Below are 12,692 nucleotides of genomic sequence, written 5' to 3'. Positions count from 1 at the left end.
ACCGGCGCGCGGCGCTGGCCTCGGGCGCGGGGCTGCGGCTGGCCGCCCCCGCCCCGCTCGCCCAAGTGCCCGAGGTGGCGGGCCTGCCCCCCCTGCCGGTGGAGACCGATCCCGCGCTGATCGCGGGGCTCGAGCTGCGCTCGGCCAACGGGGTGCTGCACAATTCGCTGGCCCATGACATCGACCGCATCGCCGAGGCGCTGACCCATGAGCGGTGATCCGGGACTGGAGGCGCTGAAGGCGCGGGTGGCGGAGGTTCCGCTCGGCCCCGAGATCGAGGAGACCGGCCGCATCGCCACGCTGGCCGACGGGCTCGTAGAGGTCGAGGGCCTGCCCGGCGCGCGGCTGGGCGAGGTGGTGCGCTTTGCGGGCGGCGCCGAGGGGCTGGTGCTGACCCTCGATCCCGGGGCGGTGCAGGTGGCGCTCCTCGATCCCGGCGTGGCCTTGGGCTCCGGCACCGAGGTGCGCCGCACCGGGCAGCTCCTGTCGGTGCCGGTGGGCCGCGGGCTTCTGGGCCGCGTCGTCGATCCGCTCGGCCGCCCGCTCGACGGACTGCCCGCCATCGTGCCCGAGGCCAGGCTCGAGATCGAGCGCCCGGCCCCCGGCATCGTCGACCGCGACATGGTGGCCGAGCCGGTGGAGACGGGCCTTCTGGTGGTGGATGCGCTCTTTGCCGTGGGCCGCGGGCAGCGCGAGCTCATCATCGGCGAGCGTGCCACCGGCAAGACCTCCCTCGCGGTCGATGCCATCGTGAACCAGGCCGCGAGCGACATCGTCTGCTTCTATGTGGCCATCGGCCAGCGCACGACGGCCGTCCGCCGGGTGATCGAGACCGTGCGCGAGAAGGGGGCCTTCGCGCGCACGGTCTTCGTGGTGGCGCCCGCGACGGCTTCGCCCGGCCTGCGCTGGATCGCCCCCTTCGCCGCGACCTCCATGGCCGAATGGGTGCGCGACCGGGGCGGGCACGCGCTGATCGTCTATGACGATCTGACCAAACATGCGGCCGTCCACCGCGAGCTGGCGCTGCTCGCGCGCCAGCCGCCGGGGCGCGAGGCCTATCCGGGCGACATCTTCTATCTCCATGCCCGGCTTCTGGAGCGCTCGGCAAAGTTGTCGGCTGTCAACGGCGGCGGCTCGCTCACCGCGCTGCCCATCGCCGAGATCGAGGCGGGCAACCTCTCGGCCTATATCCCCACCAACCTCATCTCGATCGCCGATGGCCAGATCGTGACCTCGGCCGCGCTCTTTGCCGCCAACCAGCGCCCCGCGGTGGATATCGGCCTGTCGGTCAGCCGCGTGGGCGGCAAGGCGCAGCGGGGCGCGCTGAAGGCGGTGGCGGGCCGGGTGCGGCTCGATTATGCGCAATATCTCGAGATGAAGATGTTCTCGCGCTTCGGCGGCTTCGGCGATGCGGCCCTGCGCGCGCGTCTGGCGCGCGGAGAGCGGATCGGCGCGCTTCTCGCCCAGCCGCGCACGTCCCCGCTCTCGATCCCGGTGCAGGTGGCGCTTCTGGCCGCGCTGGCCGAGGGCGTGCTCGACGATGTGCCGCTCGAGGATCTGGCCCGGCTGAAGGGCGCGCTCGGGCCGGTGCTGGCCGCGGATGCCTCGCTCGGCCCCTTCCGCGCGGCCCCCGACCGGCTGGAGCCCGAGACCCGCGCGGCGCTTCTGGCCTGTGTCCGCCGCGCGCGGGAGGCGCCATGAGCCGCCCCGAGGAGGTCCGCGACCGTCTGGCGAACGTGGGCGAGATCGGCAGCGTGATCGCGACCCTGCAGGCGCTGGCGGCGGCGCATCAGCGCGAGGCGGAGGGCCATCTCGCGGCGATCCGGGCGCAGGAGGCGACCGTGGCGGCGGCGCTCTCGGAGGCGCTGGCCCTGGCCGGGGCCGCGCCGGAGGAGGGGCGGGGGGGCGCTGCGCTCACCGTGGTGATCGGGGCGGCGCAGGGCTTCTCGGGCCTTTACGGCGAGCGGCTGGCCGAGGCGGGTCTGGCCGCCGCCGCCCGGGGCCATGCGGTGATGGCCATCGGCGGGCGCACGCGGGGCGCGCTCTGCGACCGGGGCGTCCGGCCTGTCTGGTCCGCCGAGATGGCGCCCCATGTCCCCGAGGTGCCAGCGCTCGCCAGCCGCCTGGCCGACGCTCTCTTCGGATGGCTGCCCGGCCGCCCCCATGGGACCGTCCATGTGGTCTTCTGCGATCCGCAGGAGACGCAGCGCCTGCAGGTCCGGCGCCTCTTCCCGTTCGATTTCACCCGCTTTCCCATCGACCCCGGGCGCCTTCCGCTGATCACGCTGCCGCCCGGAGACCTGCTCGCGGCGCTGATGGAGGCCTATGTCTTCACCGAGCTCTGCGAGATGCTGATGCTGGGCTTCGCCGCCGAGAATGCCGCCCGCGCCGAGGCGATGGCCCGGGCCCAGAGCAGCGTGAAGCGCATCAGCGCCGAGCTGAAGCGCGCCTGGCAGCAGGCCCGGCAGGAGCAGATGACGACGGAAATCCTCGAACTGGTGTCCGCCAGCGCCGCCCCGACGGGATCCGCGCCGGGCGGGTGAGGGGAGGGCCCACGGTCAGCCCCTGCCGCCCGGAAGGTTTCGGCGTCAGCCCCCGCCGCCGAGCTCGCCTTGGGGACATGTCCGGCAGCCGATCCTCCGTCGTTTCGACAGAAGAGGCGACAGCTCTGTTTTGCTTGGATGCGACAATCCCACTTTGCCTGAAGGCCTGAAGGCACAACGATTGCGGCTGGTAATGAACCTTATGTTATTTTTACGAGGACGGGACCGGGGACCGCATCCGCTCGGGCGGCCCGACGCTCGGAAACCGGCCCGCAGGCGCCGCAGCGGGCCGGGAGATGCCGGTCCCGCGGGCCGCGGCCTTGCAGAACCCATCGGCCTCCCGGACGCGGAAGACCGGGCAGCCCGCCCGGCCGATGGCCGTCCCGGGCCCGGCTGAAGGCGAGGGAGGTCAAGGCGCCCGCTGCCCTTTTACATGGCGAGGAAGGGGCGGGCCAATTCCAGCCGATATGTCGGGTCCCTGACGCTCGAAGCCGACGACTTCCTGTTCCTCTGAGGGCGGAAGGCCCGCCTTGGTCCGGGTCCGTCGCAACCTGCGGCGGGTCCGGCCGTCCGGCCGGGGCGTCTGCCGGAGGATCGGGAGGCCATCGGGGGCCCGGAGCCGCGCAAGGCGGCCCCCTGCCCCCGGCTCCGCCCCGCTGGGGCGGGGCCAAGGGCCGTCCTCGGAGGCAGGCTTCTCCAGCGTCCCTGCGCGCGGCCTTCCGGCCGGACTACATGATCTCGATGCGCCAGTAGGAGATGTCGGAGACATTCTGCAGCAGGATCCGGTTGCCGCCGCCGAAGTCGAGCAGGAAGCCTCCGGCCGTTTGCTGGCCATACATGTCGTAGACCTGGTCGTCGCTCTGCGCGCCATTCGCGAGTTCAGACGAGATGTAGATAAGTTCGTTGTAATAGCCTTGGATCGTGTCGGCGCCGCAGCCCGCCTCGAACACGAAGATGTCCGTGCCGTTGCCGCCGACCAGCAGATCCGCGCCACTGCCGCCATGGAGGCTGTCGTTGCCCGCCCCGCCATAGAGCGTGTCATTGCCGGCGCTGCCGTAGAGCTCATTGTTGTCGTCATCGCCCCGGATCAGGTCCGCGCCCGACCCGGTGACGATGCCTTCGACGCCGGTGATGCTGTCGGTGCCGAAGGCCGTGGAGCGGACGATCCCCTGGGCGAGATCGACGGTCACGGCCCCGGGAGTGAGGAAGTTCGCCCAGTCGAAGGACCCATCCTCTCCCCCGTCCAGCACGTCGTTCCCGGCCCCGCCCAGCAGCGTGTCGGACCCCGATCCCCCCAGCAGCGTGTCGTTGCCCGCCTGACCGGTGAGCAGGTCGTTCCCGTCCTCGCCCGACAGCAGGTTGTTTCCGGCATTGCCGCCGATGGTATCGCCGTAACGGCCCCCGATGACATTCTCGACCCCGGTCAGGATCTTCCGGCCATCGCCCGTGTCCTGCCCCTTCGTCACGTCGAGCCGGACGGTCAGGGCTGCATAGCTGTCGAAGCTGACGGTATCGATGCCCGAACCCCCGTCCACCCGATAGGCGCTGCTGGCATAGAGCCTGTCGTCGCCCGCCCCGCCCATCAGCGTGTCCAGACCGTCATAGCCGTCGAGCGTGTCGTCGCCTGCATCGCCCTGCAGCAGATCGTTGCCGGAGCCGCCGTTCAGCCTGTCGTCGCCCGCTCCCCCATAGAGCCGGTCGTTGTCGCCGCCGCCATCGAGGCTGTCGGCGCCACCGCCCCCGCGCAGCGTGTCGTTGCCGCCGTTGCCGCCGAGCGTGTTCGCCGCATCGTTGCCGATCAGCACGTTCCAGTTGTAGGTGTCGTCATAATAATAATCCTCGGCGAAAAGATCGATCTCCGCCCGGCCCGTCAGCCGTGCATTGTGGATGCCGCCGACCAGCGTGAGCGTCGCGGAACTGAGCAGCAGGCTGTTGTTCACCAGATCGATGCGCGCATCGCCCTCGGCGAATTGGACGCGCGCGCTGATCTGGATCGCGCCGTGGCGGATATAGAGATCCGAGGTGGAATAGGGGACCACCGCCATGGCATAAGTGCCGGTCCCGGACGTGGTGGCCTGTTTCGATCCTACCCTGAACAGGGTATTGGCCAGCCCCTCCCCCGGATCCCGTAAAAGATCGCTGTCCAGATCCCGAAAGGCCGCGCCATAGATCCGTCCCGACATGACATCCCTCTTTACCAACAAACAAGGGAATTTCTATCCGGTCCGGCCTCTGCTTCAAGCCATTTCCGGGCGGGAGGGACGGGAAATGCCCCTCCCCTGCCGGTCGCGGTGGTTTTGCACCGCAAATCCGGATCGTTAGGCTTCATTGGCCCGATATTTAAAATACGCGGCAGCATCCCCCGCCCGACTTCGGCGGGTAGAAGCCCTGCCTCGCGTCCCGGTTGAAGACCCCTGTCCCGCGGCCCGATCCCGGGGCGGCCGGCAGGCGTCAGACAAGCAGATCGCCGAACACCAGCCGGGCCTGCGCATTGGCGATGCTCACCCCCTGCAGGAGCAGACTGTCCTCCGGCGAGAGAACCACGAGCGTGTCGGCCCCCGCGGCCGTCAGCTCCTGCCAGCCCGTGTGACCCTCGATCTCGACCCGCTCGCCGGCCGCGAGATCGGCGATCACATCGTGCCCGTCGCCCGCGCGGAACAGGAACCTGTCGATGCCTGCCCCGCCCATCAGCATGTCCTGGCCCAGGCCCCCGACGATCGTGTCGTTGCCGCCGCGGCCGTCGAGGGTGTCCCGGCCCGCGCCGCCCGCGATCCGGTTCGCGCCGCTGTTGCCGGTGATCTCGTTCGCAAGCCCGTTGCCGGTTCCCGCCAGCGAGGCGGCGCTGCGCAGATAGAGCCGCTCGGTATGATCGGCGAGCACCCAGTCCACGAAGGCATGGACTGTGTCCTGCCCCTCGCCCGGCTGCTCGAGGGTCGTGTCGCCTGCGTGGTCCACGAAATAGATGTCGTCGCCCGCGCCGCCCACCGCCTTGTCAGCCCCGCCGCGCCCGTCGAGAAGGTCGTTTCCCCCGAGCCCGGTCAGGAGGTCTGCCCCCGACCCGCCCGTCAGCGTGTCCGCCCCTTCGGTGCCGCGGACGCCCGGCTCCTCCGGGGGCTCCTCGGGCGTGGGGGCCAGGCCGTCGAAGCGAAGCCGGGCCTGCGCCTCGGCGAGGGTCACGTTCCGCAGAAGCAGGCTGTCGGCGGAGGAAAGCCGCACGAGCGCATCGGCGCCCTGCTGGCGCAGCTCCTGCCAGCCCCCGTGGCCCTCGACCTCGACCAGCTCGCCGGCCGCGAGATCGGCGATCACATCGTGCCCGTCGCCCGCGCGGAACAGGAACCTGTCGGTGCCCGCCCCGCCCATCAGCATGTCCTGGCCCGGACCCCCGACGATCGTGTCGTTGCCGCCGCGGCCGTCCAGGGTGTCCTGGCCCGCGCCGCCCGCGATCCGGTTCGCGCCGCTGTTGCCGGTGATCTCGTTGTCGAGCCCGTTGCCGGTGCCGGCCAGCGAGGCGGCGCTGCGCAGATAGAGCCGCTCGGTATGATCGGCCATCGTCCAGTCCACGAAGGCATGGACCGTGTCCTGCCCCTCGCCTGCGCGCTCCACCGTCCTGTCGCCCGCATGATCGATGAAATAGATGTCGTCGCCCGCCCTTCCGGTCAGGCTGTCGGCCCCGCTCCCGCCGTCGAGAAGATTGGCCGCGCCATCGCCCCCCAGACGGTCGTTCCCTGTCGAGCCGGTCAGGTTCTCGATCCCGGTGAAGCTGTCGCGTTCCGGTCCGAGGCCCGTCCCGTCGAGCCGGACATGGGTTTCGAGGGCGGAGGTCCAGAAGGCGGCCATCTTCTCGTAGCCCGCGGCCGTGGGATGGAGGCCCGAATCCACCGAGAGAGGCGAGATGTCCTCGAGCGTCAGGGGCATCGGCACATGCCGGACCTGAAGGCCCTGATCCGCGATGTCGGCTAGAAGCGCGGGCAGGCCCGCGTTGAAGGCCTCGACCCGGTCGGCGCGCTCCTGACTGTGGGTGCCCACGCGGACGGGCGGCAGCGAGGCCACGAGGATCAGGGCCCCCGGGGCGGAGGCCGCGAGATTCTGCAGGAACGACCGCATGTCCGCGAGCATGCGCGAGGCGCTGTCGGTCGCGCTGTCGTTGGTCCCGGCCATGAGCAGGATCACATCCGGTTGCGCCGCCGCCGCGATGGCGGCCTGCCGGTCGTTCAGCTGGTCGATGGTCCAGCCGCGGTGGCCCTGATGGTGGCGGTCGATCGCGGCGGGCCCGTTGCTCAGGCTGCCGGTGAAATCGGCCAGCACGCCGAGATCGGCGAGCCGGGCCTGAAGCGCGGTGCGATAGCCGCCGCTCTCGGTGTCGCCGGAATGGATCACGCCGTGCGTGATGGAATCGCCCAGCGGCAGGAGGTTGAGCAGCTTGTAGGCGGTGCCCCTCTCCAGATCGGCGATCACGGGCCGGCGGGAGCCCTCGTAGGAGACCGTGTCTCCCTCGCCGGTTCCGGAATAGGCGTCCGACCGCGGGCCGTCGCGGAAATGGGTGGCTGTCATGAAAGGGCTTTCTGAAGGTGCGGACAGCCCCGGGGCCGCCACAGGATCATCGGTTCAAAACATCTCGGTACTGGAAATCCGGCCTCAAGGCCGGCCGGCATCGTCAGGAATGGGTCTGCGCCTGAAGAAGGCGGTGCGGCAGATGCCGCCGGGAGATGGAAATGGGAGGAAATGTAGATGTGCCGCGGGAGATGTCCACCTTGGGGCCGTGCGGGAGAGGGACGGCGCAGGGCCCGGGACGGCAGCCTTCCTGAGCCGGTGGCCGTCTTCCGGGGCGGGTCCTGTGCGGCTCAGGCCCGCGACCCCTCCATCGCGCGCCTGCGGATGCGGGGCTGCAGAAGGGCGTAGCCCGCGGCGCAGGCAAGGCAGAAGGCGGCATAGCCCACCGCCTGCCGCTCGAGCGGCAGGCCCCTGTCGATCAGCCAGCCGGCGAGGCCGGGCCCGAGCGCGGAGGCGGCCACCAGAGCCGCCGTCGCCAGCGACCGGATGGCGCCGATATGGGCGGTGCCGTAAAGCTCGACCCAGACGGCGCCCATCACCGGGTTCATGACCCCCTGAGTGAGGCCAAAGCCGAGAAAGACCAGCGGGATCGACCAGGCCTGCGTCACCGTCGCCAGCGCCAGACAGGCCAGGGCCAGCGGCAGGAGCAGGACGGGCATCAGCCGCCAGGCGCCCAGCCGGTCCACGAGAACGCCTGCGGCGAGCGACGAGGCCGCCACCGTCCCCGCCAGAACGGGGAAGAAGGCGGTGAAGGTGGTCAGATCCCAGCCTTTCGCCTCCACCAGATCGGCCTGATGGAAGATGAAGAGCGTCCCGATCCCGGGCATCGCCATGATGCCCGGCAGGATCGCCCAGAACAGCGGATCCCGCAGCACGCGCGCGCGGCGCCACTCCAGACCGGTCGCCGCCGGCGCAGGGCCCCCTGCCGGAACGGCCCCTCCTTCGGGCGAGCCGCGCAGCAGGAGGAACACCAGCGGCATCAACACCAGGGCCAGCGCGCAGGCCGTGCCGATCCAGACGGTCCGCCAGCCGAAGGCCGCGATCGAGACGGTCAGCGTGAAGGGCAGAAGCGAGTCGCCCAACGTCATCCCGAACATCGCGAAGGACAGGGCCCGCCCGCGAAACCTGTCGAACCAGCGCGCCATGGCGGTCAGCGCCACATGCATCAGCATCCCCTGCCCGAAGAAGCGCAGCAGGGCCAGCGCCACCACCAGCAGCGGCAGGTTCTCGACCCGGGACATGAGAAGGGCCGTCGCCGCGAGCCCCGCCATGATCGCCAGGGCCAGCTTCCGCGGCGCGATCCGGTCGGCCAGGGCCCCGGCGAAGATCAGCCCCGTGGCGCTGGTCAGGGTCGCGAGCGTGTAGAGGCCGCCGAACAGGCCGCTGCTCAGGCCGAACTCGGCCCGCAGCACCGCATTGAACTGCGCGATGAAGTTGGTCTGGCCCGGCATGGTCGCCAGTGTCATCACCAGCCCGCCGGCAATCCAGCCTGCCCGCCGCCCCGTGAGCTCGCTCGGGGCCGGCGTGGGTGTCAGTGTCATTCGGTCAAAGTCCTGTGTCCGCGGCCTGCGATCGGCGCACGCAACCGGCACAATGCGCAGGCGGGGGATCGAGATCCATCCGGTTCGTGCCGAACGGCTCGCCGCCCGCCCCGCATCAGCCGAACGCCCCGTAGGGGCGGGCGCCCGGGCCCGGGGGCGAGGTGGGCGAGGTGGTGGTCGCCAGGCTCAACCGCGACTATCCCCTCGTCCGCTTCGCTAGGTCGGGGCCAAGCGCGGGGGTCGTTCATCGCCCGGCCCTGCGGCGCATCCGTCCGCGACCGCCGGCCGGCAGCCTGCGGGCCGCCCCCCACCGGGAGCCGCGCCTTCGGACGCGGCTTCCGGCTCGACGGGGCCGGTCCGAGGTCCGGGCCGGAGCGGGCGGCTCTCTCTCGGCTAGCGGTAGACGAGCATCGGGACCCGGCAGGCGCGGATCAGGGCGGTGGTGGTCGAGCCGATGATCAGCGTGCGGATGCGGCTGTGGCCATAGGCGCCCATCACCAGAAGGTCGAAGCCCCCGGCCTCGATCTTCCGCTCGATCGCCGCCTCGGGCTCGCCGGACAAAAGGCAGGTCTCGGCCGCAAGCCCCGCGGCCAGCAACAGGCCGCGGGCGCGCTCGAGCGTCGCGCGGGCCTCCTCGCCGCCCGCGCAGGCCAGCGTGATCGCAAGGCCGCGGAAGACCGGGCTTGCCGCCATCCGCTCGATCGCCACGCGGGCGCTTGTGCCGCCGTCATAGGCCACCAGCACCTTGCGCACCGGCCGGCAGTCCGCGGGCACGATGAGGACCGGCACCTTCGCCGCGCGCAGCAGGCGTTCGAGATTGGAGCCGAGATGGGCGCTGGCGAAGCCCGCGGCCTTGCCGCGCTTGCCCACCACCAGCACCCGCCCCGAGGGCTCGAGCTCGGCCACCGTGTCGATCAGGTCTCCCTGCCGCAGATGGGGCGTGGCCTCGACGCTCTCGGCGGCCAGGATCGCCTGCGCATCCTCGAGGATCGCCCGCCCCTGCGCCTGCGCGAGCCGCGCCCGCTCTGCATCGAGCGCGGCCAGCTCCTCGAGCAGGGCGGTGCGGGCGCCGAGCTGCAGCGCGCCCGACAGATCGCCCCGATCGGCCCCCTCGCGGCGGCCCAGCACATGCAGCAGGTCCACCGGAAGCCCCAGCCTCTGCGCGATCCAGGCCGCATGAAGGCAGACGCTGCGCGAGAAGTCCGAGCCGTCCACCAGGGCCATGATCCTGTCTGTCATGTCGTCCTCCCTCTCAATGGGCCGTGAGCCGGTCCATGGCCCCCGGCTTGTCGTGAAGGGCCAGCCGGTCGACGAGGGTCTCGGAGGCCTCGTTCATGCCCACGATCCGCACCTCGGCCCCCTCGCGGCGGAACTTCAGCACCGCCATGTCCAGCGCCTGCACCGAGGAGATGTCCCAGATATGGGCGCGGCTCACGTCGATGGTGACGCGCTCGAGCAGCTCGCGGAAGTCGAAGGCGGCCATGAAATCCTCGACCGAACCGTAGAAGAGCTGGCCCTCGACCCGGTAGGTCCGCGCGCGCCCGTCGGCCGAAAGCTCGGAGGTGACCGCGAAGAGCTGCGCGATCTTGGCGGCGAAGAAGATCCCCGAGAGCAGCACCCCCACGAGGACGCCCAGGGCCAGATTGTGGGTCCAGACCACGGTCGCCACCGTGGCCAGCATCACCGCGGAGGAGGAGCGGGGATGGGTGCGCAGCGCCTTGACCGACGACCAGGAGAAGGTGCCGATCGAGACCATGATCATGATGGCCACGAGCGCGGCCATCGGGATCCGGCTGACGAAATCGCCGAGGCCCACGACGAGGATCAGCAGGAACACGCCCGCCACGAAGCAGGACAGCCGCCCGCGCCCGCCCGATTTCACGTTGATCATCGACTGGCCGATCATGGCGCAGCCCGCCATGCCGCCGATGAAGCCGGTGGCGGTGTTGGCCAGCCCCTGCCCGATACATTCCTGATTGCGGCTCGAGCGGGGGTCGGTCAGCTCGTCGACGAGGGTCTGCGTCATCAGGCTTTCCAGAAGCCCCACCACCGCCACGGCTGTGGCCGGAGGCAGGATGATCCGCAGCGTCTCGAAGGTCAGGGGAATGTCCGGGATCAGGAAGACGGGCAGCGTGTCGGGCAGCGCGCCCATGTCGCCCACCGTCCGCACATCGAGCCCGAGGCCGAGCGTCAGCGCCGTCAGCACGACGATGGTGACGAGCGGCGAGGGCACGGCGCGGGTGAGGCGCGGGAAGAGATAGATGATGGCGAGGCCCGCCGCCACGAGGAGATAGGTCAGCGGCGGCACGGTCCGCGGGTCGAGCTCGGGCAGTTGCGCGAGGAAGATCAGGATCGCCAGCGCATTGACGAAGCCCGTCATCACCGAGCGCGAGACGTAGCGCATGACGAAGCCGAGCTTCAGGAGCCCGAGCGCGATCTGGATCAGCCCCGCGAGCACGGTGGCGGCCAGCAGATAGTGCAGCCCGTGGTCGCGCACGAGGGTCACCATCAGCACGGCGGTGGCGGCGGTGGCGGCCGAGATCATCCCGGGCCGTCCGCCCGCGATGGCGGTGACGACGGCGATCGAGAAGGAGGCATAGAGCCCGACCTTCGGATCGACGCCCGCGATGATCGAGAAGGCGATGGCCTCGGGAATGAGGGCCAGCGCCACGACGAGCCCCGAGAGCAGGTCGCCCTGCACGTTGCCCAGCCATTGCTGGCGATAGGTGGCGAATGAAATCATGAGTGTCCCGTTTCCCGCCGGCCCGGGCCTGCGCGCCGGCGGATGTTCCTGCTGGTGCTGGTGGGTTGTCCGGCGGATCGGCGGCCGGAGGAGCCACCCGGGGATCGCACCCGGGTCCTGACGAGTGGGACGGACGTATCCGATGTGCGGGCCCATGCCAAGCCGTCCGGCACGAGACTTCGCGCAGGGCCACCGGGATCGGTGCCGCGACGACCGGCGCGCGAGGGTCCTGCAGACGCTCGAGGCGGTGCAGGCCGCGCTCGATGAGGCAGGAGCCAAGGAGGTCCGGTCCCATGTCTTGCCTCCGCCCCCCGCCGGGCCCGTCTGCCAGGGCGCCGGGCGTCAGCGCAGGGCGACGGGGACGGCGGCGGGCATCCCCGCCCCCGGCGTAGCGCCTCCGTCCCGGGGGCAGAGCAGGGCCACCGGGGGCTGCGGCAGCGGGATCCCGGCCCGGCGGAGTGCCGCATCCACCTCGCGCCAGATCGCGTCGCGGCAATCCCATTCGTGATCGAACCGGCCCAGCCAGTAGCGCAGCGCATACCGCACCCCGTCGGGCTCGATGGCCTGGATGCGCACGTCGGGCGCGGGCGACTGGCGGATCAGCGGCGCCTCCCGCAGGGCCTTGTGCAGGAGGGCCGCCCCTTCGGCCGCCGGTGTGGCATGTCCCAGCTTGATCTCCATCTGCGCCCGGAACTCGGACCGGGGGGCGCTGTAGTTGACGATGCGTTGCCGCGAGACCTGGCTGTTGGGCAGGATCACATAGGTCGAGTCGCGCGTCAGAAGCCGCGTCGTGCGCCAGCCGATCTCGACCACCCGGCCCCGGCCCAGCCCCTCGATATCGACCCAGTCGCCGATGCGGAACGGCGCCTCGAGGCCCAGGGCGATCCCCGAGAGCGTATCGGCCACCACATTGCGGATCGCGAAGCCGAACAGGGCCAGCACCACCCCCGACCCCGCCAGCGCGCTGCCGGCGCCGTGGCCCAGGATGAGCAGCCCCCCCGAGACGATCGCCGTCAGGAACAGAAGGGCCGAGACCAGATCGCCGAGCAGCTTCGGCAGCGGGCGGCTCTGCGGCCGCAGGCGGGCCAGCAGCTGACCGAAGGTCCGGCTGAGAAGCCAGGCGAGGCCGAGATAGGCCGCCATCTGCAGGGCGTTCTGTCCGTTCCGCCCCAGCGGCGCGATGCCGAAGCGCCGGCCCGCCTCGGCCTGCGCGAAGGTCGCCCCGGCGATGCCGAGCAACAGAAGCGCGGGCGCGATCAGGGGGCGCAGCCGGATCATGGCCGCCTCGCGGGCAGAGGGGGCATGGCCCCGCCG

Annotated in this window: 8 protein-coding genes, 1 pseudogene and 1 other annotated feature; of the genes and pseudogenes, 3 read left to right on the top strand and 6 right to left on the bottom strand. The window is 71.1% G+C overall.

What is annotated here, in order from left to right; all coding sequences use genetic code 11:
- From A9O63_RS02405 to A9O63_RS02395, 3 genes and pseudogenes are all read left to right on the top strand, one after another.
- Positions 1 to 218, top strand: a pseudogene (locus A9O63_RS02405) (ATPase); the annotation flags it as partial.
- Positions 208 to 1,701 (top strand): F0F1 ATP synthase subunit alpha, encoded by a 1,494-nt coding sequence (locus A9O63_RS02400; protein ID WP_069330496.1) that lies wholly within the window; start codon positions 208 to 210, stop codon positions 1,699 to 1,701. The pseudogene A9O63_RS02405 and the gene A9O63_RS02400, both read left to right, overlap by 11 nt.
- The gene (locus A9O63_RS02395; RefSeq protein ID WP_069330495.1) at positions 1,698 to 2,543 is read left to right on the top strand and encodes a F0F1 ATP synthase subunit gamma; all 846 of its coding nucleotides are present in this window, start codon (positions 1,698 to 1,700) and stop codon (positions 2,541 to 2,543) included. The genes A9O63_RS02400 and A9O63_RS02395 overlap by 4 nt, the downstream gene beginning before the upstream one ends.
- Before the next feature lie 728 nt (positions 2,544 to 3,271).
- On the opposite strand, the gene A9O63_RS23600 is transcribed toward A9O63_RS02395, so the two are convergent.
- From A9O63_RS23600 to A9O63_RS02365, 6 genes are all read right to left on the bottom strand, one after another.
- On the bottom strand, positions 3,272 to 4,726 hold the full coding sequence (locus A9O63_RS23600; RefSeq protein WP_069330494.1) for a calcium-binding protein: 1,455 nt from the start codon (positions 4,724 to 4,726) through the stop codon (positions 3,272 to 3,274).
- A gap of 268 nt (positions 4,727 to 4,994) precedes the next feature.
- Entirely contained in the window at positions 4,995 to 7,094 is a 2,100-nt protein-coding gene (locus A9O63_RS02385) for a GDSL-type esterase/lipase family protein (RefSeq protein ID WP_069330493.1), read from the bottom strand.
- Positions 7,095 to 7,384: 290 nt separating this feature from the next.
- Positions 7,385 to 8,635, bottom strand: a complete 1,251-nt coding sequence (locus A9O63_RS02380) for an MFS transporter (RefSeq protein ID WP_069330492.1) — start codon at positions 8,633 to 8,635, stop codon at positions 7,385 to 7,387.
- A gap of 393 nt (positions 8,636 to 9,028) precedes the next feature.
- Positions 9,029 to 9,874: a universal stress protein gene (locus tag A9O63_RS02375; protein WP_069330491.1), complete on the bottom strand. Its 846-nt coding sequence runs from the start codon at positions 9,872 to 9,874 to the stop codon at positions 9,029 to 9,031.
- Between the two features lie 13 nt (positions 9,875 to 9,887).
- Positions 9,888 to 11,378: a SulP family inorganic anion transporter gene (locus A9O63_RS02370; RefSeq protein WP_069330490.1), complete on the bottom strand. Its 1,491-nt coding sequence runs from the start codon at positions 11,376 to 11,378 to the stop codon at positions 9,888 to 9,890.
- A gap of 63 nt (positions 11,379 to 11,441) precedes the next feature.
- Positions 11,442 to 11,499 (bottom strand) — a sequence feature (sul1 is cis-regulatory element that is thought to sense ions involved in sulfur or methionine metabolism; They are found in Alphaproteobacteria).
- Between the two features lie 221 nt (positions 11,500 to 11,720).
- On the bottom strand, positions 11,721 to 12,692 hold a 972-nt coding region (locus A9O63_RS02365), incomplete at its 5' end, for a mechanosensitive ion channel family protein (protein WP_235836911.1).

Source organism: Cereibacter johrii (genome assembly GCF_001720585.1).
Lineage (GTDB): Bacteria > Pseudomonadota > Alphaproteobacteria > Rhodobacterales > Rhodobacteraceae > Cereibacter_A > Cereibacter_A johrii.
This window is presented reverse-complemented; position numbering and strand designations above follow the sequence as displayed.

Bases quoted from the DNA above. Each gene is read 5' to 3' on its own strand.
- A9O63_RS02400 (WP_069330496.1), top strand. From the start codon at position 208: ATGAGCGGTGATCCGGGACTGGAGGCGCTGAAGGCGCGGGTGGCGGAG.
- A9O63_RS02395 (WP_069330495.1), top strand. From the start codon at position 1,698: ATGAGCCGCCCCGAGGAGGTCCGCGACCGTCTGGCGAACGTGGGCGAG.
- A9O63_RS23600 (WP_069330494.1), bottom strand. From the start codon at position 4,726: ATGTCGGGACGGATCTATGGCGCGGCCTTTCGGGATCTGGACAGCGAT.
- A9O63_RS02385 (WP_069330493.1), bottom strand. From the start codon at position 7,094: ATGACAGCCACCCATTTCCGCGACGGCCCGCGGTCGGACGCCTATTCC.
- A9O63_RS02380 (WP_069330492.1), bottom strand. From the start codon at position 8,635: ATGACACTGACACCCACGCCGGCCCCGAGCGAGCTCACGGGGCGGCGG.
- A9O63_RS02375 (WP_069330491.1), bottom strand. From the start codon at position 9,874: ATGACAGACAGGATCATGGCCCTGGTGGACGGCTCGGACTTCTCGCGC.
- A9O63_RS02370 (WP_069330490.1), bottom strand. From the start codon at position 11,378: ATGATTTCATTCGCCACCTATCGCCAGCAATGGCTGGGCAACGTGCAG.